This window comes from Halorussus salilacus (assembly GCF_024138125.1).
In the GTDB taxonomy this organism is placed as follows: Archaea; Halobacteriota; Halobacteria; order Halobacteriales; family Haladaptataceae; genus Halorussus; species Halorussus salilacus.
On the sequence record NZ_CP099993.1, the window covers coordinates 2,153,527 to 2,174,145 of the forward strand.

Annotated in this window: 17 protein-coding genes and 2 pseudogenes; 6 read left to right on the plus strand and 13 right to left on the minus strand. The window is 68.3% G+C overall.

All coding sequences use genetic code 11. The annotated features are described in order from the left end of the window. Positions 1-74 precede the first annotated feature (74 nt). Together NGM10_RS11125 and NGM10_RS11130 are read right to left on the minus strand one after the other, a co-directional pair. Positions 75-5,096: a hypothetical protein gene (locus NGM10_RS11125; protein WP_253478717.1), complete on the minus strand. Its 5,022-nt coding sequence runs from the start codon at positions 5,094-5,096 to the stop codon at positions 75-77. Between the two features lie 80 nt (positions 5,097-5,176). After that, on the minus strand, positions 5,177-5,464 hold the full coding sequence (locus NGM10_RS11130; protein WP_253478720.1) for a hypothetical protein: 288 nt from the start codon (positions 5,462-5,464) through the stop codon (positions 5,177-5,179). 71 nt (positions 5,465-5,535) lie between these two features. On the opposite strand from NGM10_RS11130, the gene NGM10_RS11135 reads away from it, so the two are divergent. The 3 genes from NGM10_RS11135 to NGM10_RS11145 are packed head-to-tail and all read left to right on the plus strand — an operon-like array spanning position 5,536 to position 8,184. After that, on the plus strand, positions 5,536-5,943 hold the full coding sequence (locus tag NGM10_RS11135) for a hypothetical protein (RefSeq protein WP_253478723.1): 408 nt from the start codon (positions 5,536-5,538) through the stop codon (positions 5,941-5,943). Next, positions 5,940-7,232 carry a Glu-tRNA(Gln) amidotransferase subunit GatD gene (gene gatD / locus NGM10_RS11140; protein ID WP_253478726.1) on the plus strand — a complete coding sequence of 431 codons (1,293 nt, stop codon included), beginning with the start codon at positions 5,940-5,942 and terminating at the stop codon, positions 7,230-7,232. Before NGM10_RS11135 ends, gatD begins: the two co-directional genes overlap by 4 nt. Positions 7,233-7,242: 10 nt before the next feature. Next, entirely contained in the window at positions 7,243-8,184 is a 942-nt protein-coding gene (locus tag NGM10_RS11145) for a GNAT family N-acetyltransferase (protein WP_253483830.1), read from the plus strand. On the opposite strand, the gene NGM10_RS11150 is transcribed toward NGM10_RS11145, so the two are convergent. The 5 genes and pseudogenes from NGM10_RS11150 to NGM10_RS18290 form a co-directional block, all read right to left on the minus strand. Beyond that, positions 8,181-9,350: a DUF7972 family membrane protein gene (locus NGM10_RS11150; RefSeq protein ID WP_253478729.1), complete on the minus strand. Its 1,170-nt coding sequence runs from the start codon at positions 9,348-9,350 to the stop codon at positions 8,181-8,183. The genes NGM10_RS11145 and NGM10_RS11150 overlap by 4 nt on opposite strands. A 123-nt stretch (positions 9,351-9,473) precedes the next feature. Next, a complete protein-coding gene (locus tag NGM10_RS11155) occupies positions 9,474-9,749 on the minus strand; it encodes a ubiquitin-like small modifier protein 1 (protein WP_253478733.1) in 276 nt (91 codons plus the stop codon). 110 nt (positions 9,750-9,859) lie between these two features. Then, entirely contained in the window at positions 9,860-10,180 is a 321-nt protein-coding gene (locus tag NGM10_RS11160; RefSeq protein WP_253478736.1) for a cation:proton antiporter regulatory subunit, read from the minus strand. A gap of 39 nt (positions 10,181-10,219) precedes the next feature. Further along, positions 10,220-11,115, minus strand: a pseudogene (locus NGM10_RS11165) (DUF8167 domain-containing protein); the annotation flags it as partial. Further along, positions 11,112-12,360, minus strand: a pseudogene (locus tag NGM10_RS18290) (potassium channel family protein). The pseudogenes NGM10_RS11165 and NGM10_RS18290, both read right to left, overlap by 4 nt. Before the next feature lie 179 nt (positions 12,361-12,539). On the opposite strand from NGM10_RS18290, the gene NGM10_RS11180 reads away from it, so the two are divergent. Next, positions 12,540-13,703, plus strand: coding sequence for an NAD-binding protein (locus NGM10_RS11180; RefSeq protein WP_253478749.1), 1,164 nt, complete (start codon positions 12,540-12,542; stop codon positions 13,701-13,703). 19 nt (positions 13,704-13,722) lie between these two features. Here NGM10_RS11180 and NGM10_RS11185 read toward each other — a convergent pair whose 3' ends face one another. Further along, the gene (locus NGM10_RS11185) at positions 13,723-14,454 is read right to left on the minus strand and encodes a guanosine phosphorylase (RefSeq protein WP_253478751.1); all 732 of its coding nucleotides are present in this window, start codon (positions 14,452-14,454) and stop codon (positions 13,723-13,725) included. Positions 14,455-14,540: 86 nt separating this feature from the next. Next, a complete protein-coding gene (locus tag NGM10_RS11190; RefSeq protein WP_253478752.1) occupies positions 14,541-14,933 on the minus strand; it encodes a winged helix-turn-helix domain-containing protein in 393 nt (130 codons plus the stop codon). A 92-nt stretch (positions 14,934-15,025) separates the two neighbouring features. Between NGM10_RS11190 and NGM10_RS11195 the strand changes: the two genes are divergently transcribed. Next, the gene (locus NGM10_RS11195; protein WP_253478753.1) at positions 15,026-15,586 is read left to right on the plus strand and encodes a DUF7509 family protein; all 561 of its coding nucleotides are present in this window, start codon (positions 15,026-15,028) and stop codon (positions 15,584-15,586) included. Here the strand turns inward: NGM10_RS11195 and NGM10_RS11200 are convergent. Further along, the gene (locus tag NGM10_RS11200; protein WP_253478754.1) at positions 15,583-16,491 is read right to left on the minus strand and encodes an ATP-dependent ribose-1-phosphate kinase; all 909 of its coding nucleotides are present in this window, start codon (positions 16,489-16,491) and stop codon (positions 15,583-15,585) included. The genes NGM10_RS11195 and NGM10_RS11200 overlap by 4 nt on opposite strands. Positions 16,492-16,894: 403 nt before the next feature. After that, a complete protein-coding gene (locus tag NGM10_RS11205) occupies positions 16,895-17,701 on the minus strand; it encodes a DUF63 family protein (protein WP_253478756.1) in 807 nt (268 codons plus the stop codon). A 186-nt stretch (positions 17,702-17,887) separates the two neighbouring features. Between NGM10_RS11205 and NGM10_RS11210 the strand changes: the two genes are divergently transcribed. Beyond that, entirely contained in the window at positions 17,888-18,304 is a 417-nt protein-coding gene (locus NGM10_RS11210; protein WP_253478758.1) for an SPW repeat domain-containing protein, read from the plus strand. Between the two features lie 676 nt (positions 18,305-18,980). Here NGM10_RS11210 and NGM10_RS11215 read toward each other — a convergent pair. Continuing rightward, entirely contained in the window at positions 18,981-19,499 is a 519-nt protein-coding gene (locus tag NGM10_RS11215) for a DUF302 domain-containing protein (RefSeq protein WP_253478760.1), read from the minus strand. A 103-nt stretch (positions 19,500-19,602) separates the two neighbouring features. Continuing rightward, positions 19,603-20,583 (minus strand): ribose 1,5-bisphosphate isomerase, encoded by a 981-nt coding sequence (locus NGM10_RS11220; RefSeq protein ID WP_253478762.1) that lies wholly within the window; start codon positions 20,581-20,583, stop codon positions 19,603-19,605. Between the last annotated feature and the right edge of the window lie 36 nt (positions 20,584-20,619).

Sequence of the window (20,619 nt, forward strand, 5' to 3'; positions counted from 1 at the left end):
TATTAGCGAGCAGTAATTAGCCCTGTGGGTCCGGAAGTAGCAGATGAGTGTGGCAACGGATTTCACTAAGGCTATTAGTTCTGGCTGAGATACTCCTCAAGCGGCTTGATTCGTTCCCAGCCATCGTCCACGTTTTGTCGTAACATGTATTGGGTTGCTCCGCCAGACTTGAACTCACTCGTACCTTTGTTCCTCATCTCACCTGCAGTACTCACTCTCATCTTCACGCTCTGTCCCTCGGAGATTTCGAGCTTGCCTATGTGGTCGTAGTCCGATGGCCACGCCTTTTTCAGGAGCGCGAGTCGGTCGTAGACCTCTTCTTTCGAATTCAGATTGTCGATGGTATCTCGTCTGACCAGCCACTTTCCTCCGGGGTGGTCGTCACTATCGTGAACGCGCATGAAGACGTCCTTCGAGTCGGTCTCGAAATCGACCACGAGGGTTCCTTCTTGGTGAGGCGGTTTATCACCCTGTTTGCGGTGTTTTTTGTTGAGCTTAGAAGCCGTGTGGAACTCCGTCGTTTCGTGTCCATTACTGTCTATGTCGTCGACTCTCCTCAGCGCCGTTCTGACGTCAGACGTTTCGATTCCCGACTTACCGACCGCTCGCATCCACGAGACCCCCGCATCGCTGTCCGACAACACGTCCGCGAACTTCGTCTGGTAATCTGAATCGAGTTCGCCGTACTTACGGGCTGAGGACCCTATGGTATCCGACGAGAGATCGCTCTTCAAGAGCTTTCGCATTGACTCGTCGCTGATGTCACTGAAGAACTGGACACCGTCTGAGTCCGTCTCGGCAAGCGCCCGAATCGCCTTATTTCGTTCAGCGGTGTCCAAGGACTGGAGACGGCGAACCACTTCGTCGATATCGGCCTTCGACACGTCTGGGTCGTTGGTGGCCTTGACGACCGACTCAACAGCATCCTCCTCCGTCTCCTTGTCGAGACAGCTCCGACCGTACGCCTGCGTGCTGAAGCCCGACCGGCTACACGCCGCTCGCAGGCTGAGTAGGTCTTCGACCGACTCTTTGTCCAGTTTGTTGATCGCTGTGACGCCATCGTCGCCCGTATGCGCCAGCATCGTCCGCAACCGCGCCTCCTGCGACGGCGACAGGTCCTCGATCTTGTTACCGTCGACCTTCCGCAGATGCCGGTACAGCCGTGCCTGCCCCGCCGCCGTTTTCGCCCCACTCAAGATGCGCTGGCCGCTCTCTTTCGTCAGCCACACGCTCCCCTCGCCCAACCGCGACCCCAGCTTGTAGCTCCCGCGTTTGACCGGTTCGGTCGTCCGGCCCTTCGCCGCGTCCAGATAGCGGCTAGCCTGCGTCACCCGGCCGTTGCGGTCCAGCCGGTCGACCGTCTTCGAGAACGTCTTCGTGCCCTTGACGGCTTTCGTGGCCTGCTCGCCTGCAACCATCGACAGCACGTAGTACGATACGTACCCGAGGTACCAACTCGCCCGGAAGGCTTCGTAATCCGATTGCTCGTCGGGATTGTCGGGGTCGAACGGATTGTTGAGTTCTTGTTTTTCCTGGACGCCCTCGATCAGCTGGCCGGGCAACGCTTTCAACATCTTCTCGACCAGTCCGAGCTTCTGGACGAGGCCCGCCAACTGCTGGAGGGATTCGAGGAATCCGAACGGGTCCTCTGCTATCGCGTTCAGCGTCTCGGCCGACTCACCGCCACCAACCGTCAGCCCAGACAACAGCCCGGCGTATCCCGACGCAGTCGTCGTATCCACGTCACTCCGGGTGGCGAACTCCTCGGCCATCGCTCCGTAGACGTTGCTCCGCTCCATCGCCACCTTCGACCGAGTGTTGTCGTGGCGGTCGCTCGCGCGCACCTCCACGGTCGTCCCGGACAGTCCGTCGAGGACCGTCTCCTTCGACCCGGTGGAGAACTCTACCGACCGACTCACCGACTCGCCGCTGTCCCAGTCCGTCCGGGTCTCGACGTCCTCGTCCTTCAGGACCGCCGTCTCCTCGACCCCACTCGGGTCGCTCGCCGAGTAACCCAGCTGATAGGTCGTCTTCCAACTCCCCGGTGGCTTGTAGAAGTTCGCGCGGAACACCTCGATTTCGGGCCCCTCGTAGTCGTGCAACGTCGGGTCAGACCCCGCGTCCAGTTCCGCGTCGTCGTCGATACCATCCCCGTCGGTGTCTGCACGCGCCGGATTCGTCCCGAGTTCGAGTTCCTCGCCGTCGTCGAGACCGTCGCCGTCGGTGTCGGCGTCGTAGGGGTCGGTCCGGACGGTATCGTCGGTCGAGAGCGCGCCACTGGGGTCCTCGCCGCTGTACAGCGCGTTCATGAACGCCTCGGAGTCCGCGGGCGAGTCGGTGTACTGGACCGTCTGAGTGCCGTAGGTCTCCTCGTAGTCGTCGAGGCCGTCGCCGTCCGAGTCGACCTCCGTCGGGTCGCTGTTCAGTTTGTAGTAGTCCCGGCCGACCCGGTTCGAGTCGACCAACCCACCGACCTCCTCGCCGTCGTCGAGGCCGTCGCCGTCGGTGTCGGCGTCGTAGGGGTCGGTGTAGATGCGCTCGCCGTTGCCGATGGGGATGCCCATCCGTTCCAGCGAGTTCGAGAGGCCGTCGCCGTCGCTGTCCCGCACTATCTCGACGTCGACCGACTCGACCTGCGCGCCCGAGAGGTTCTCGGTCTGCACCCGAATCCGGAGCGTCTCGCCCGCGGCGTGGTCGAGGTTCTCGGAGACGAGCGCCGAGTCGGTGACGCGCGTGCCGTCCTCACCGACGACCTCGAAGACGGTGCGACTCTCGGTGTCGGTCACCAGCGACACCTCGGCGCTGGCGTTCGACTCCTCGGCGTACCCCGACACCTGCGCGGTGAGCGTCACCTCGACCGCGTCGTCGGGGATGTCGACCGAGCGTTCGAGCTCGGACGGCGGGATGGGTTCTGGCTCGGGGTCCGGTTCTTCTTCAGGTGGTTCAGGTGGTTCAGGTGGTTCAGTTTCGGTTGTGGTTGGGCTATCGGTCTCGGTTGGGCTAGAGGTCTCGGTTGTGGTCGGGTCGTCATCGCATCCATCGCCGCCACCACCCTCTATCGGCGCGGAATTGTCGAGCACCCCACTGCTGTCGTAACAATCGTCGTCTTCGCCGTCGTCGGGCGGAACGCAGCCCCCGTCCGGGGTGGGGATGCATTGGGAATCGTACTCGTCTCCGGATTCGAACGTCCCGAGCGTGTCGTCCGGCGACTCCGCGCCGACCGAGACCCCGTCTCCGGCCTCGCAGTCGCCCTCGCAGTCCCAGTCGTCGAGGTCCTCGAAGTCCTCGTCGACCGCGTAGTTGGGGTCGGGTTCGACCGGCCCCTGGTCGGTCCACTCCGACTCGTTCATCGCGACGAACGTCGAGAAGTGCGGGGTGGTCCCGGTCACCGTGTCGTTGTCGGCGTCGACCGACGAGGGGAGTTTGACGTACGTCTGGAGAGACTCGTTGTAGGTGTACATCGCGAGGTCTTCCTCGTCGTCGACCTGCTCGTCCTCGTAGTCGAGCGAGAGGTTCGCCTCTTCGAACTCGGTCTCCGCCTCGAAGTCAAGCACTTCGGTGGCCGAGGCGTTCGCGACCGTGTCGGTCTGAATCCGCTCGTCGGACTCGTTCTCGATGGAGATTCCGTCTGCGACGTTGCCCTCGCCCGAGACGTTCACCGCGGCCCCGACCGACTCGTTCTCCGTCTCGGTCGAGAACGTCTCGTTGCCGTCGAGAACGCCGTCGTCGTCGGTGTCGGGGTTCGTGGGGTCGGTCCCGAGGTCGAGTTCCGCGGAGTCGTTCAGACCGTCGTCGTCGGTGTCCTGCTTTCGGGGGTCGGTGCCGTTCGAGAGCTCCGCGGAGTCGTTCAGGCCGTCGCCGTCGGTGTCGGACTCGACCGGGTTCGTGGTCTCGTTCTGCTCCTCGCGGTTGGTCAGTCCGTCGCCGTCGAGGTCCTCCTCGGCGTCCGAGACGCCGTCGTCGTCGGTGTCGGCCTCCGCGGGGTCGATGCCGCGGTGGTCCTGCTCGAAGCCGTCGATCAGACCGTCGCCGTCGGTGTCGGAGTCGTGGGGGTCGAGCTCGAAGAGGTACTCGTAGTAGGTCCGGACGCCGTCGCGGTCGTGGTCCTCCGCGCCGTCGAGGACGCCGTTTCCGGACTCGTTGGCGTCGGTCCGGGTCGAGTTGCTGTCGGGGTCGAGCGGGTCGGTCCCGGTCACGTTCAGTTCGTAGTGGTCTGGCAGGCCGTCGGCGTCGAGCCGGAGCCTGTCTCGCCCCGTCTCCGGCGGCGGGTCCTCGCCGTCGGCGTCGGGGTCGTCCTCGGACGCCCACCGGCGGTTGGGGTCGGTCGCCGAGACCTCGACGTCGTTGACGGTCCGGTTCAGCGAGAGGTTCGTCTCGAACGTGCCGACGGTTCCGGGCGTCGTGTTCACGTCGAGGTCGACCGAGCGGTTCTCGCCGTTCTGCGAGAGCACGAGGGGGTCGAGTTCGTGGCCGCGAACGTCGAACACCGTCCCGCGGACGGTGTAGGTCGCGTTGCCGTCGTGACGTGGGTCCTCGCGCGTCTCGATGGTCACGTTCGGCTTCGTCGCGAGGTCCATCGCGTCGAGCGCTCGCTGGGCGTGCTTCCACGCCACCCGGTACTGGCTGACTGCGGCGTGGTCCTGCCCGCGGTCTCGAAGTCGCTGGGCTCGGTCGCGGGCCTCCCTCGCGTCGGTGACGTTCTCGCCGACCGCCTCGGCGTCGAACGAGACGTTGCGCGAGCGCAACGTCTCGTTCGCGCGCTCGGCGTCCGCGATGGCGGTCTCGGCGAGTCGTTCGTCCGAGCGGACGAGCAGTCGCGTCACGTTCGGCGCGAAGTCCGGCGGTGTGCTCGCCTCCTTGTCGAGTTCGAACAGGCGCGCCGAGTTCGTCCGATTCGCGTCGAGGACGTACGCGAGCGAGTCGTCGAGCGATTCGAGCGCCTTCGTGCGGTGGCGCTCTGCGGACCGCCCCGGCCCGTCGAACTCGGCGCGCTGGAGCGCGTCGATGGCCGCGAGGCGGTAGTCGGCGGCCGAGGCGTCGTCCTCGACCGTGACGTTCACGTTCGCGTCGGCGACCGCCTCGCTTCGATTCCGCATCGCCGAGCGGTTCTCCGCGCCCGGCGGCGTCTTCGAGTCCTCGACCCACTCCGGCGGACCCCGTTCCGGGTTCGAGTCCTCTATCGAACCGGGCGGGCCGCCACCACGGTCGTCTGGCGGGCCGCCACCGCGGTCTTCTGGCGGGCCGCCACCACGGTCGTCTGGCGGGCCGCTCCTGTTTTCGGATGGACCGCCATTCCGGTCTTCTGGCGGGCCGCTCCTGTTTTCGGATGGACCGCCATTCCGGTCTTCTGGCGGGCCGCTCCTGTTTTCGGATGGACCGCCATTCCGGTCTTCTGGCGGGCCGCTCCTGTTCTCGGATGGACCGCCATCCCGGTCCTCCGGCGGGCCGTTTTCGGAGTCGCCATCTTCGCCCGATTCGTTCCGGTTCCCCGTCCGAGTCGTCTCGTTGCCGTTCCCCGTCCGAGTCGTCTCGTTCGTGACCGTCGTCGTCTGGGGTGCGTTCCCCGAACTCCTTTCGTCGTTCGACCTTCCGAAGAGGAGGCCGTCTCCCGGGAAGTCGGGTCCGATATCGACGGTCGGAGACGCCCCGCTGTCATTCGGTTCGAGCGCTGCAGACGCCGGAGCGAACGTCGAGGTGACCAGCAGAAACGAGAAGGTGACGGCGAGTATTTTCTGCCTGTCGACATCCATTACGAAATCGTACCGTACTCATATTTTAAATATTGAACTAATAATATCATATCTGATAATCAGGGGTCGGAATGCGCGATTCGGGGACGGTCCGCGGGTCGGCGGACTCGCTGTCGCCGACGTCGCCCGGCGAGGAGTCCCGACCGCCGAAAAGATGGTTTCAAGTCGCGCCCGCCGGTACTCCGAGGTATGAATCCCGGCGACCGCGTCCGCGTCGAGCGGGCCGACCAGACCTACGAGGGCGTACTGCTCCCCTCCTCGACGACCGACCACCTCGTCGTGAAGCTCGAAGGCGGGTACAACGTCGGCGTCGACCGCGAGGACGCCGACGTGGACGTGCTCGAAACCGAGGTGTACGACATCGAGACCGGCGAGACGGGCGACTCGTCGGTCGTGGAGTTCGACCCCGACCTCCCCACAATCGCGCTCATCTCGACCGGCGGCACCATCGCCTCGACGGTCGACTACCGGACCGGCGCGGTCACCGCGCAGTTCGACGCCGAGGACGTGCTCCGGGCGGTTCCGGACCTCGCGGGCCGGGCGAACTACCGCGGTCGCGTGGTCGCCAACATCCTCAGCGAGAACATGACCCCCGACGTGTGGCAGGACCTCGCTCGCGCGGTGTACGAGGAGATCGAAGCGGGTGCCGACGGCGTGGTCGTGATGCACGGCACCGACACGATGCAGTTCACCGCGTCTGCGCTCTCGTTCATGCTCGACACGCCGGTTCCCGTGGTGTTCACGGGGAGCCAGCGCTCCGCGGACAGGCCCTCCTCGGACAACGTGATGAACGCGGTCTGCGCCGTGGAGGCCGCCAAGGCCGACGCCGCCGAGGTGATGGTCTGCATGCACGCCACCGAAAGCGACGACGCCTGCGCGCTCCACCGCGGGACGCGAGTCCGGAAGAACCACACCTCCCGCCGGGACGCCTTCGAGACGGTCGGCGCGAAACCGCTCGGCGAGGTCGAGTACGGCGACGACGAGGTGACGGTCTCGTTCCGTGGCGAGGCGCGAAGCGCCTCGGAAGATTCGAGCGGGCGGAGCCCGCGAGACTACGCCGAGCGCGGCGAGACCGACCTCGATATCGCGCCCGACCTCGAATCCGACGTGGAACTGTTGAAGTTCACGCCCGGCATGGACGAGTCGGCCCTCGACGTCGCCGAGGGGAAGGCGGGCCTCGTCCTCGAAGGCACGGGTCTGGGCCACGTCCACTCCGACTGGACCGACCGCATCGCCGAACTCGTGGACGCGGGCACCACGGTCGTGATGACCAGCCAGTGCATCGAGGGCCGGGTCTGCGACCGCGTCTACGACACGGGCCGGGACCTGCTCGACGCGGGCGTCGTCGAGGGCGAGGACATGCTCCCCGGCACCGCCAAGGTGAAACTGATGTGGGCGCTCGCGAACGGCGAGGACCCGGCCACCACGGTCCGAGAGCCCATCGCGGGCGAGATAACCGACCGGTCGGTGCCGTGGGAGTGAGGTGAGCGAGATGACCGCGACGAGCATCCACCTCCGGGAGGCCCGCCACGACGACTACGAGGACGTGGCGGCGTTCACCGAGAACACCTGGCCCGACCGCGAAGGCGGCGACTACATCCCCCGCGTCTATCACGACTGGATCGACGGCGACGACCGTCGGACGGTTGTCGCCGACGCGGGCGACGACATCGCTGGCATCGTCCAGTGCGTGATGCTCTCGGAGTGGGAGGCGTGGGGACAGGGCATGCGCGTCAACCCCGCGTTCCGCGGCCGGGGCGTCGCCAACCGGATGACCGAGGACCTCTTCGAGTGGGCCCGAGGTCAGGGCGCGACCGTCCTCCGGAACATGGTGTTCTCGTGGAACGTCGCGGGCCTCGGCCAGTCGCGGGCGGCGGGCTACGACCCCGCGACCGAGTTCCGGTGGGCGACGCCGGAACCGGACCCCGACGCCGTCCCGCGCACCGACGCCGACTTCGAGATCGCGGCCGACCCCGACGCAGCGTGGCGGTTCTGGACCGACAGCCCAGCGCGCGACCACCTCCGGGGGCTCGCGCTCGACCGCGACGAATCGTGGGCGGTCTCCCAGCTCACCCGCGAGGACCTCCGGACTGCGGCCGACGACGACGGCCTGTTCGTCGTGCAGGGCGACGGCACCGAGGGGTTCGCCCACCGCGTCCGCGAGTACGAGCGCGAGGGCGACGAGAGCGGCGAGTCGGAGACCGAGACGTGGGTCGAGTACGGCGTCGGCGCGTGGACCGACGCCGCGAGCGCCGACGCCGTCCTCGCGGCGGTCGCGCGCGACGCCGCCGACCGCGGGGCCGACCGGACTCGCGTCCTGATTCCCGAGACGGTCCGGGCGGTCAGCGACGTCGCGGCCTGCCGGGTCTCGGTCTCCGCGGAACCCGACTTCGTGATGGCGGCCGACCTGACCGGTGGTCGCGGGCGGACCTAATCGTCGTCGGTGGGCTTCTCGTCGGCGGGCTCCTCGTCGGCGGGGGTGGGGATGCGCTGTTTGGACACCCGAATCTCGTTGACGTCGAACTCGCTGAGTTCGTTGCTCTGGGGGAGCACGAACGGTCCGGACGCCAGGGTCTGGAGCGTCACCGTCATCGCGCGGATGACGTACGACGTGAGAACCAGATACGGTGCGAGCGCGACGGTGTACGAGAAGGCGACGAACAGCGTCAGCGGCCTCATACTGAACTCCTTCGAGAGTAGCCATAGTTCCTCGGTCGGGATGAAACCGGGCGAGTGGAGCGCGAGCATCACGTAGGAGATGTACACGATGGTCGGTAGCGCGATGTAGAGGAGTCGCGCTGACAGTCGTGCGAACTCCCGCTTGTAGTACAGCGACTTGAAGTACTCACGTCCGGTCGCGAAGACCTTCAGCGTCTCCACGAGACCGTCGATGGACTCCTGTTGCTCGTCGCTCAGGCGTTGCCCGTACCTCCGCGTGAACCGCCGCGCGACGTGGAGTTGCCACGAGTAGTCGTAGTCGAGTCCGGCGAGCAGTATGTCGGACGACCCGAACTGCGCGCCCGAGAGGGTCTCGGTCGCCTTCTCGACCTCCTTCGTGACCTCTTCGGAGAACGTTCGGGCCTCCTCGGTGAACGCCTCGTTTTCGCCCGCTTCGGAGATTTCGGCGATGCCCTCGGCCTGGCGTTTGATGACTTGGAGGATGGCCTGAAGGAACTCCGCGGGCCGGGCCGGACTCACGCCCGATTCGATGAACCCCTCTATCTGGCTCCGATACTCTATCGATGCGTCGATGCGCTGGCGCTGGCTCTCGATGTCGGTTATCTCCTCGGAGAGGACAATCGAGTTGATGGACACCACGATGGAGACGAGCAGGATGGAACCGCTCAGCAGCGCGCTGAACAGGAGTTGTACCGTGTTGGTGTTTTCGAGGAGTTCGTCGAGATTCCACGGTTGCAGGAGCGAGGTCAGCAACAGCGCGCTCAGGACGGCGAGTAGCAACGCGAACGCGACCCACATCCGTTCCCCTCGGAGGAGGACCCAGAGTCGGAGTCGCTCGAAGGGCGAACTCGACCGACCTCGGTCTCCGGGTATCAGCGAGCGTAGCGAGCGACTCTCTGACTCCCCCTTTCCCCCACTCATTCGTCTTCACATTGGTAACACGGCGTGACGTTAAGCACTTCTGGCTGAGCCGTAAATCCCACCCTAGAGAGTCGTAAGCGGGGGGTATCGTCGCTGGAAACGGTTCCTGAGTCCCTCGACCACCTACCCGCCGCTGACCGGCGGGAACAGCGCGAGTTCGTCGCCCTCGTCCAGTTCGGTCTCCAGTCCGTCCTCGGTGTGGACGTTCGCGCCGTTCCGGAGGACGTTGATGTGCTCGCGCAGGTCGCCCGAGTCGTCGTAGATGCGCTCTCCGAGGCCGGGATGCTCCTCGACCAGCGCCGAGAGCGCCGCGCCGACCGTCTCGCCCGGTTCAGCGTCCACGTCGACGCGCTTTCCACCCGCGATCTCGGCGAGGTCGGCGAACAGCTTCCACTCCATGTCGGGACCTGAGGAACAGCAGGGCAAAGAGGGTTACCCAAGCGAGTCCGGACCGCGAGTGGTCGGCGTTCCGCGACGGACGATCAGACTCGGACACCCACGTCCGGCCGTCACGCGCTCGGACGCTCGTCTTCAGCACTTCGGGCGCTCGGGCTGGCCGACTCGCTCGCGGCGGCCTCGACCCGCCGGAGCCTGTCGGGTCGGGCGATGACGTAGAGACAGTCGCCCGCCGCGAGGACGCGGTCGGGCGCGGGGAGCGCCTCGACGCCCCCGCCGGTCCGGACCGCGACCACGGCGGCGTCGAGGTCGCCGACGGTCGCGCCCACCAGCGAACTCCCGTCTGCGACCTCGACCGCGCCGACCGTCTCGTCGGCCGCCCGGAGGCGCGCGGAGAACTCCCGGTCGGCGCGGGGTTCGGTCGGCAGGGTCACCAGCCGGTACTCCTCGCCGGGGTCGAGCGCGGCCGCGTCGTCCTCGGCGACCGCGAGGGTCGCGACGTCGCCGACCGCGGCCCGGAGTTCCGCGGTGGCGACGCGCTCGGGTCGGGGGTGGCGCTCGCGGCCCCGTCGTCGCCCGCGCTCGGCGGCCCGCCGGACCGGGTTCGCCAGACCTGAACGAGGTCGCCCGCGCTCGCGCCGAACGCGGGGTCGGCCCGGACCGCCACCGCGACCGTCCCCGAGGGGAGCGTCGGCCCGATACCTGCCGTGCGCCCTCCCACGGCGAAGTACTCGACGTTGCCCTCCTCGTCTACCTCCACGTCGACGTGCCCGATTCCGTAGTCGTCCCGGAGGCGGTCTCTGAGGCGCTCGCGGAGCTCCGCGACCGTCAGCCCCCGCGGGAACCGGAGGGTCTTGCCCGCCAGCGTCTCCTTCGTCTCGGGGTCGACCGCCTCGTGGCCGTCGATGTCCTCGACGTCCTCGGGGAGTTCGACCGCGGTGAACCGCCCGACGGTCCGGACCAGTCGGCTGACCTCGCCGTCGAGTTCGGTCGCGCCCGAGAGCGCGACCGCGTCGGCCGCCAGGCGCTCGCCCGCGCGAGCGCCGACGACCGCCGCGCCCGACCCGAGGACGAACGCCGTGACGTTGACGAGCGCGGTCTCGGGCGAGGGGACCGCGTCACCGCTCCACAGGAACTGTTCGAGCGCGGTCCGGGTGTTGAGCCAGATGCCGACCGTCCCGAGACCGACGAGGACCGCCAGCCCCTCGGGGATGGACTGGCGGGCGTACGACCGGTAGAGCAGGCCCGCCACCGCGGCGACCGCGCCCGCGAGCAACGCGAGGCCGACCACGCGGGCGACTTGGAACGCCACCAGCGGCACGAGGCCGGTCGCGGCGGCGAAGCCGGTCGCGGAAACGGGCTCGGTCACGAGACCACCCCCTCGAACCGGTCGAGCGCGTCACGGGTCCCGACCGCGTACAGTTCGTCGCCCGCCGCGACCGTGGTCGATTCGTCCGGAACGAACGACCACGACCCGTCGCGACGGACCGCCAGCACCGCGACCTCGGTCTCGCCGTCCCGGCTCCCGACGGCCGCGCCGTCGAGTCGCCCGCCCTCCCGGACCCGTATCTGGCGGAGTCGCTTGCCGTTGCGCCGGAGCAGCGAAAGGAGTTCGAACTCCCGGCGGGTGCCGCGGGCGTGGACCCTGAGCGCCGCACTCTCGGCGTCGAGGAGCGTCCGCGCCCCGCCCGACGGGACCGCCAGCGTCACCCGCCCCTCGCCGCCGGTCGCGCGCTGTGACGGGGACGCGGCGCGAGCGGTCGGGCACGTAGCGCCCGACCGCTCGGCGTCGGGGTCGGTCTCGCGGTCGTCGGTGGGCGCGGGCGGGTCGCTCACGGGCGGGGACCCCGCCGACCCGGTCCCTCGCCGCCCGACCGGGCGCTCAGGACGGTCCCGGCGACGGCGTCGTCGCCGGTCGCGACCGTCACCTCGTCGCCGCGGGCGAGGCCGGTCGGGACGAGCGCGTCGGTCGAGACCGCGCGCTCGCCCTCGGCACCCGCCGGGAGAGCGCGCCGACCGGGGGCGCGGCGCTCAGCGTCGCCCGACCCCGGTCGTCGATGGTCGCGGCGACCTCCGCGAGGTCGTGGTCGGTCCGGAGTCGCTCTTCGAGCCGCGACTCCAGTTCCGACAGCGGGAGGTCGGCGGGGAAGGTCCACTCGCCGTCCCGGAGGGTCGCCCGGAGGTCGTCGGGCAGGGGCGGGTAGCCCTCGATGTCGCCCACGTCGCCGGTCACGCGCACCCGGACCTGCCCGAACGCCCCGACGCGCTCGACCACGTCGCGCGAGAGGCTCCGCTCGCGGAGTTTGCTGAACGTGACCCGGCGGGGCAACTCCGCGCCCATCCGGTCGCCCTGCGCGTGGGCGTACAGCGTGACCATCATGACGACGAGCGCCGAGACCAGCGCGGTGGGGGAGTTGACGATGTTGGCGTCGAGGAGCCCGAGCAGGCCGCCCTGCACCCCCGCGATGGCGACCCCGAGGACGAGGACGCCGAACCCCGGAATCGTGACGCCGGTGAAGTACCTGAACGTGAAGCCCAGCGACCACGCCACAAGCGCGGGGACCACCGCGGTGAGCGCGCCCAGATACAGACCGACCACGACCGCGGTCAGCAGGTCGAGCCACGACGAGACCGCGAGGAGCGCGGGAGCCGCCGCGACCGCGAACTGGGTCGGACCCGCCGCCGCGACCGCGAACTGGCCGGAAAGCGTTGCGTCCATCGTCTTGCTCGCAGGGCCACTGCCCCTAAAGTAGTACCGACACTTTATCTATCGTCCCGGAAACAGGGAGGTGTATGGAGGCCGACTGGCGGGGCTGGGTCAGCATACGGCTCGCAATCACGCTGACGTTCGCGGTCGCCGTGCTCTCGATAGCCACCGGCGTCTCCAGCATCGGCCTGACGACCGGCACCGACCTGTTCGACGGAACGATTCCCGCGTGGGCCCAGGAGACCGCGGGCTTCACCGGCACCCTCACCGGATTCGTGATGCTGGCGAGCGCGTTCGGGATGCGCAGGCGACTCGAAGCCGCGTGGTACTCGACGGTCCTGCTGTTGCCCCTGACCGCGGTGCAGGGGGTCGTCCAATCGAGCCCGTACTCGGTGCCGTTGGTCGTGGTCTCGCTCGTGGCGCTCCCAATCGTGGCGACTCGCCGCCGGGAGTTCCGGCGGGAGGTCGACCTCTCGACCTCTCAGATCGCCGCGACCACCGCGCTCGTCGGCGTGCTGGCGTACGGCACCGTGGGCACGTACGCGCTGGCCGACGAGTTCTCCGGCGTCGAGACGATGTTCGACGCCTTCTACTACACGCTGGTGACCGCGAGCACCGTGGGCTACGGCGACGTGACCCCCACGACCGGGACCGCCCGCGCGTTCGCCACGTCGGTGGTCGTGCTCGGCACCGCGAGCTTCGCCATCGCGCTCGCGTCGATACTCGGCCCCGCCATCGAGGCACGCCTCACCTCCGCACTCGGAAAAATGACCGAAACACAGCTCGAACTCCTCGAAGACCACGTCATCGTCCTCGGGTACGGCGACCTGACCGAACCGATACTGTCCGAACTCGACGGCCGGGCCGACTTCGTCGTCGTCACGCCCGACCCCCAGCGCGCCACCGAGTTGCGCGACCGCGGGCTGAAGGTGTTGACGGCCGACCCCAGCGACGAGGAACCCCTCGAACGCGTCGGCATCGAGGACGCCCGGGCGGTCCTCGCGGCGACCAACAACGACGCCGAGGACGCGCTCGCGGTGCTGACCGCCCGCCAGCTCAACCCCGACGTCCGCATCGTCGCGGCGGCGACCGACCGCGAGAACGTCGACAAGCTCAAGCGCGCCGGAGCCGACACCGTCATCAGTCCGGCGACCATCGGCGGCCACCTGCTGGTCCGGTCGGCGCTGGGGAGCGACGAGATGGAGAGCGTGGCCGACCGCCTTGCGGGGCAGTCGCCGAAGAGCAAGTAGCGACCGACCCCGAGACGGTTCACTCCACGATATCGACCACCGCGTCGAGCGTGATACGAATCGCGCGCTCGACGTTGTTCTTGGCCTTCTCGGGGAGCTCCTCGTCCTCGGTCTCGCCCTTCTGGGTGCCCTCGACGAGGTTGCCGTCGACGGTGCAGATGGCCCCCGCCCGCATGCCCTTCCGGCGGGCCAGCGAGAACACCGCGGCGGCCTCCATCTCGACCGAGAGGATGTTGGCGGCCTCCCAGTCGGCGACGTACTCGTCGGTCTCGGCGTAGAACGCGTCGTCGCTCGCGATGGGGCCGACGTGAACGTCCTCGTCGTTGGCCTCCGCCGAGTCCACGAGCGCCGACAGCACGCCGTAATCCGGCACCGCGGGGTACTCGACGGCCTCGTAGCGCTTGCTCGTGCCCTCGTTCTTCGCCGCGCCCGTCGCCACGACCATGTCGCCGATCTCGATGCCACTCTGGAGCGCGCCGGTCGTCCCCACGCGGATGACGGTCTCGACGCCCACCGCGTGGAGTTCCTCGACCGCGATGGCGGCGGAGGGACAGCCGATACCGGTCGAGCAGACGGTGAGGTCGGTTCCCCCGTATTCGGCGTTGACGACCTTGTACTCGCGGTTCTCCGCGACGACCTCGGAGTCGTCGCAGAGGCCCGCGATGCGGTCCACGCGCCCGGGGTCGCCCGGGATGAGCGCGATGTCGTTCACGTCGCCCGCTTCGACGAGGAGGTGGGGTTGCTTCGCCATGCCCGTGGGTTCTCGGGAGCGAGAGAAAAAGCGTGTGGGTTCGCGGGCGATGGAGGGTGGATAGCCGGTCGGTAGGACAGGAGCGGTCAGGAGTAGCGGTCGAGCGACTTCCAGTCGCGCCGGATGAGTTCCTCGATGCCCTCTTCGAGGAGCGCCTCGCCCATCGCGCTGGCCCTGTAGTAGGAGTAGACGCCGTCTTTCTCGGGTTCGTTCCGGACTCGGTTCTCCACGAGTCCGACGTTCATCAGTTCGTCCAGATGGTAGTGGAGGGTGTTGCCCGCGACGCCGAGTCCGGTTCGGAGGTCCTTCGCGCTCTTTGGTCCCTCGTGGTTCAGGGTGTAGAGGACTCGAAAGCGGATCTCGTTCCCCAGAGCGCTCTGCATGTCTAGATAATCCTGCAGATCGAGCAGGCTCTGCTCGGGAACAATCTGCCGGGGCGACGGTCCCTCCTTGCGGGAGTCGGATTCGGAACGAGCCATCACTCGATCTTGTTCGCGACCCGACTTAACGATTGCTGACTCAGTGTTTACTGAGTGGAATTTTAAATCCGAGAGGGCGGCGAACCGGAGCTATGCGAGAACGACTCCTCAACGAACTCGGTGGCGTCGCCCGCCAGCAGTTCCTCGTTTACCTGATGGGGCCGTACGAGGACTACGGAGAACCGGAGAAGGCCGCCTTCGACCGACTGTTACGGGTACGAGACGCACTTCGAGTCGAACCCGGAGTGAACGCGTTTCTCGCCATCGACGCGAACGTTCCGCTCGACGAGATGGACGCCGCCACACAGAGCGTCGAATTCGCTCGTGCGAGCAACGCCGTCGCGTTCGTCGCTCCTCGCGGCGGACGGAATCTCGGGGTCGGCATCGAGGTCGGCGCGATTCTCGAACGCATCCACGAACGAGCGTCGACCGAGGCCGACGAACGAGTCGTCTTCGCGCACGAGAAGACCGTCCGAAGCGCGATGATAGACTCGCTTTCACAGCGTTGGAACGTGACCGTCTACTCGTACGGCGATACCGAAGAACTCATCGGGCAGATGCGGGAGTTCGTCTCGAACGTCGTCAGTCGGGAATTGACGGGCGAACTGAGCGACCCGGGTAGCGAGGAGTTTCACTCGAACGACGACCCCTAGAACTGCCCGTCCAGAAACGCCTCTACGTCCTCGAAACTCGGCGCGGTCCGCGCGCCCTCCTCCATCGCCGCCAAGGCCCCGCACGCGTTGGCGAACTCCAGCGCGCGCTCGTAGTCGGCCTCGGGCCCGAGCGGGTCGCCCCGGCGGAGGAGCATCGCCAGAAAGCCCGCGGCGAAGGCGTCGCCAGCGCCCGTGGTGTCGACGGCCTCGGCGTCGAAGCCGGGGTGGTGATACGACCCGTCGGGGGTGTCGACCCGCGCGCCCTCCGCGCCGTGCTTGATGACGACCACGCGGCCGTGGAGCTCCGACGAGGGGTTCTCGAGGTCGTCGTCGAGGAGCGTCTTGGCCTCGCGGTCGTTGAGGAAGACAACGTCGGAGTACGCCAGCGCCTCGCCGAAGTCACGCTCCTCCAGACGGCGACCCGGGTCGAAACTCACGCTCACGCCCGCCTCCGTAGCGGCGCTGGCGAGCGCCGCGGCGGTCTCGGGGCGCTGGCTAGTCAGGTGGAGGTGGCGGGCGTCGGCGACGTACTCCGAATCGATGTCCCCGGGCGCGACCGCCTCGTTCGCGCCCTCGTTGCCCAGCACCATCACCTCGCCGTCGGCGTCCACGATGAGGTACTTCGTGGTCGTCTCGGCGTCCCCGACCTCCAGCAGGTGGGTGCAGTCGACTCCCGCGTTCCGGAGTTCCCGGCGGGCGAGCAGGCCGGTCTCGTCGTCGCCGACGCTCCCGACGACGCCCGCGTCGAAGTCCATCCCCGAGAGCGCGACCGCGACGTTGGCGGCGCTCCCGCCGCCCGAGCGCCGCTGGGAGTCGATGCGTGCCTCGCCGTCGGGTTCCGGGAGGGCGTCGACGCGGAGGGTCACGTCCCAGTTGACGTGTCCGGCGGTGACTACCTCGACCATGGGTGGCGACTGCGGCGGCGATTTGCGAGCGACATACCCCCACGGTATGCACCCGCCCGTCAAAACGATGGTGGGTTCGGAGGAGTCGGAGACGCTCGTTTTCGTCGGCGTTTCGGGTTTCGGCGTGGGTACTGGTGTGAGTGGTGCTCGGTTCGGGTCGTGGTGGACTCCGCGAAGCTAGCTACTCCCGTCACCTATGAGACCGCGACCGCACCGCACTGCACCGCATCGCACCGCATCGCATCGCACCGCACCGCACCGCGCCCCCGGCCTCCCCGCGTGCGAACTCGCTCGCGGTGCGAGCGAGTTCGCGGCGCGTCCCGTGGTCGGTGGAGAATGGCACACCCGGCGGCCGATGAGGCAGGCCGATACCGCGAGGAAAGCGTCGCTACCGAAACGGTCGTCACCCCGCGAGCGCGAACAGCAGGAGGTTGTGCGCGCCCGGACCCAGCCCGACCGCGGCGACCGCGCCCAGCAGGAGGTAGCCCTCGGCCGGGTCCTCGCGGACGAGGTCGGCGAAGAGCACGACCACGAGCTCGGCGATAGCCAGTTTCACCAGCACGAACAGCCATCCCACGCCGATGACCTCCGCCGTCGGTAGCTCCGCGGCGACCTCGAGGACGAGCTGGGAGACGGGCGTGCGCTCGCCGAACCCCAGCACGTCGATGCCGACCGCGGTCGAGACGGCGTCGAGCGCGTGGCCGAACAGCGCCAGCACGCCGACCGCGCCGGTCGCGGCGGCCGCGCCGGGGTACACGCGCCGGGTGGCGGCCCAGAGCACCGCGACGAGCCCGGACGCCACGACGACTCCGACCAGCGGCCAGAACAGCTCCAGTCCGTCTCCCGCCCCGCGAGCCAGCGCGTAGCCGACGACCGCGAGGGCGGTCGTGAGACCGGTCGCACCCAGCGCGCGCTCGACGTTCGCGCCCGCTCGAATCGCTGCGAGCCACACCGTCCCGGCGACCGCGAAGGTGGTCAGGTAGACCGCGGGCGTCCCGAACAGCGGTCGGAGGCCGGTCGGCACCCACCCGACCACGTAGAGGACGTGGAGGCTCGACCCGACGAGCACCCACGGGGCCAGCGCGAGTACGGTCGGCTCCGAGACCGCGAGCTCCGACCGCCAGAGTGCTCCGGCGACCAGCGCCACCGCCGCGAGCAGGGGGACGAGGTACGGCAACGGCGGGAGCGCGAACCCCTCGGGAAGTACCATGCCCGAAACCGCGAAGCGCGGGGCCGAAAGGCTTGCGGTCGCGGCTGTCGGGGGAAGATTCGGCACCCGAGTCGGCCGCCGCCGACCGCCTGAAACGCCGCGATAGACCGCATTACGGCCGTTTCTCGATTCGGGCCGTTCGACTTAACCCTCTCAACGACCCACTCGTACACGGGGGAAATAACGATGAGCGAAACAACGACGACCAGTGATACGAGAGCGACCGACGACAACACCGGCTGGATCTCCGCGGTCATCGCGTTGCTCGGCGGGTGGCTGGTGGTGTCGGCGTTCCTGTTCGAGCCGCCCGCCGCCAACTTCTGGAACGACATCATCGTGGGGGCCGCCATCGGCATCATCGCGGGCTACAACGCCATCAGGACCGACGACTACGAGCCCGTCAGCACGGGCGCGGCCTCGCTGGTCGCCCTGCTCGGCCTCTGGATGGTCGTCGCACCGTTCGTATTCGAGGTGGTGACCGACGCGGCGCTCTGGAGCGACGTCGCGACCGGCGCACTCGTCGCCGCGCTCGGCGCGTACAACGCCTACCAGTCCCGGTCGGCCCCGCGGCGTAGCGCGACTGCCGAGCCCGAGGGCCGGTGAACCGACCGACCCGTGAACCGACCGACCCGCCCGCTTTTACCGAACTCCCGAGTCGACGACCTACGAGCGCGACGCGAGACTCCCGAACGAAACCGGATTCGATATCCCGGCATTCGATTTATGCTTGCCCGTCCGTCGTAGCGAACGCTCGTCTCGGTGCCTCGGCCACGACTCTCGCGACCGTCGTTCGAGTTCCGGGCCGTGAGGAGAGTGTTCGGAGAAGCCAGTCAGGGGACGGGAGTTCCGGAGAGCCCTCGGCGCGCTCGCGTCGCTCGGCGTGACTCTAGCTGGCGTGCGCGCAGGACTGCGCGCACGCCGGAATCCCGCTGACGACATCGCGCGTCGGCGCGTCGAACGTCGACGGGCTTCATGGGGTGACTCGCGCGAACGCGAGCGCGCTCGCGTTCGCGCGAGTGTCGAGTCCGTCTCCATGCGCGCGCTGGTTCCGGACGGGAGACCCGGACCGAACGCGGAAACGAACGGTCTCATCCCTGCGGGGAGCGAACCGACGAGCGGTGCGTTCGCCGCGAACGAGTCGGGCTCGGTTCCGGCTCCGCCGCGGACCGGGGAGCGGCCGGTCGAACGGCCGTTCGACCGGCCGAAAGCGGTCGGTTCTCCCTCCCCGCCCCCGATAAACCCCATTCCGATTTACCGAATACGGCTCGGTGGGGTTCGACTACTCCGCGCCGGTCGCGAGCGACCGGAGGACGCTCGCGACCTGCTCGGCCACCATCCCCGGCGCGTCGATGCCGTGTCGCCCGGCGACCCACGTCGGGTCGTTGTAGGTGACGTTGACCGCGTCGCCGTCCTCCCAGACCAGCATCTTCTGCGGGAGGTCCATGCCCGTGGTCTGACTCTGTTGCATCAGCTGGGTTCCGATCTGGGGGTTCCCGAACAGGAACAGGGTCGTCGGCGGGAGGTCCGTCCCCGCCGACTCGGCGTTCTCGGCGTGGTCGACCGTCGTCACCAGCGTCATGTCGGCGCTGTCCTCGATGTCCGACCGGATGCGTTCGACCGTCGCCTCGAAGTCCCCGTCGCTCTCGACCGTGACGAGTCCGGCGTCGTCGCCCTCGTCGGTGGTCGTCTCCTCGCTCGCGGTGGTCGTCTCGTCCTGCCCGGCCGCGACGCCCGCGAAGGCGAGGCCGCCCGCGAGGCCGGTCGCTCGAAGGAACGCGCGTCGATTGGTATCGCTCATGGCTCGTCGAGACGACGGCGTCCGGACGGGTAAGTATCGGGAGGCTAGACGGTCGGAACGGAAGTTTGGGTCGACGAACGGAGCGGGCAATCGGTCGTTTCGGTCACTCCTCCCACGGCTCGCCGCCCTGCTGGTCGCCGAACAGTTCGCGCATCAGGGTCACGATGCTCTCGGGCGGGAACTGGCCGCGCTCGGTCACGATGGCGTCGACGTACCGCGGCGGGGTCACGTCGAACGCCGGGTTCTCGACGGTGAGACCGTCGCCGCCGTCGTCGCCGTTTATCTCGACCTCCTCGTCGAGCGCGAGGACCTCGCGCTCGTCGCGCATCTCGATCTCGACGGTGTGGCCGGTCATCGTGTCGGGGTGGAACTTGAGCGTCTGGGCCGCGACCATGACGGGGACGCCGCGCTCGCGGGCGTTGACCGCGAGCCCGGAGGTCCCGATCTTGTTGATGACCGACCCGTCGGCCGCGATGGAGTCTGCGCCAACGAGGACGTGGTCGGTCTCGTCGAGGTACCGGCGGGCGGCGTTGTCGACGACGAGCGTGACGGGAACGTCCCACTCGCGCAACTCTCTGGCGGTGATGTGGCCCTGCTTTCGCGGGCGGGTCTCCTTGACGATGGCCGAGACGTCCTTGCCCTGGTCGAGCGCCGCCTCGACGCACGAGAGCGCGTCGGTCGAGTGGCAGTGGGTCATCACGGTGTCGCCGTCCCGGAGGCGGTTCGCGCCGATGCGGCCGAGGTTGTCCTGAGCTTGGTCGAGTCCGGTCCGGAACTCCTCGGCCCCGTCGAGGACGCTCGCGCGCAACGCCTCGACCGACCCGCCCTCCATCCCGCGGAGGACGTACCGGATGGCGTTCGGCAGGCTGACCGCGGTCGGCCGGGTCTCGACGAGGCGGCGACCCGCCGCGCGCATCTCCGCCCGGAACGCCTCGGGCGCGTCGGCCGCGCTTTCGTCGGCCTGCACCGACAGCGCCTCGGCCGCGGCGTCGGCGATAGTCGCCGCACCCCGAATCTCCATCGTGGCGATGTCCTCCGCCGCCGCATCGACGGTCGGGTGGACCTCTGACTCGCTTGCTTCCATGCCCGCGAGTACGGGTCGGGAGGGGAAAAGCCAACG

Coding starts and splice junctions, on each gene's coding strand:
- NGM10_RS11125 (WP_253478717.1), bottom strand. CDS start 5,096: ATGCGGAATCGAAGCGAGGCGGTCGCCGACGCGAACGTGAACGTCACG.
- NGM10_RS11130 (WP_253478720.1), bottom strand. CDS start 5,464: ATGGCGACTCCGAAAACGGCCCGCCGGAGGACCGGGATGGCGGTCCAT.
- gatD (WP_253478726.1), top strand. CDS start 5,940: ATGAATCCCGGCGACCGCGTCCGCGTCGAGCGGGCCGACCAGACCTAC.
- NGM10_RS11145 (WP_253483830.1), top strand. CDS start 7,243: ATGACCGCGACGAGCATCCACCTCCGGGAGGCCCGCCACGACGACTAC.
- NGM10_RS11150 (WP_253478729.1), bottom strand. CDS start 9,350: ATGAGTGGGGGAAAGGGGGAGTCAGAGAGTCGCTCGCTACGCTCGCTG.
- NGM10_RS11155 (WP_253478733.1), bottom strand. CDS start 9,749: ATGGAGTGGAAGCTGTTCGCCGACCTCGCCGAGATCGCGGGTGGAAAG.
- NGM10_RS11180 (WP_253478749.1), top strand. CDS start 12,540: ATGGAGGCCGACTGGCGGGGCTGGGTCAGCATACGGCTCGCAATCACG.
- NGM10_RS11185 (WP_253478751.1), bottom strand. CDS start 14,454: ATGGCGAAGCAACCCCACCTCCTCGTCGAAGCGGGCGACGTGAACGAC.
- NGM10_RS11190 (WP_253478752.1), bottom strand. CDS start 14,933: ATGGCTCGTTCCGAATCCGACTCCCGCAAGGAGGGACCGTCGCCCCGG.
- NGM10_RS11195 (WP_253478753.1), top strand. CDS start 15,026: ATGCGAGAACGACTCCTCAACGAACTCGGTGGCGTCGCCCGCCAGCAG.
- NGM10_RS11200 (WP_253478754.1), bottom strand. CDS start 16,491: ATGGTCGAGGTAGTCACCGCCGGACACGTCAACTGGGACGTGACCCTC.
- NGM10_RS11205 (WP_253478756.1), bottom strand. CDS start 17,701: ATGGTACTTCCCGAGGGGTTCGCGCTCCCGCCGTTGCCGTACCTCGTC.
- NGM10_RS11210 (WP_253478758.1), top strand. CDS start 17,888: ATGAGCGAAACAACGACGACCAGTGATACGAGAGCGACCGACGACAAC.
- NGM10_RS11215 (WP_253478760.1), bottom strand. CDS start 19,499: ATGAGCGATACCAATCGACGCGCGTTCCTTCGAGCGACCGGCCTCGCG.
- NGM10_RS11220 (WP_253478762.1), bottom strand. CDS start 20,583: ATGGAAGCAAGCGAGTCAGAGGTCCACCCGACCGTCGATGCGGCGGCG.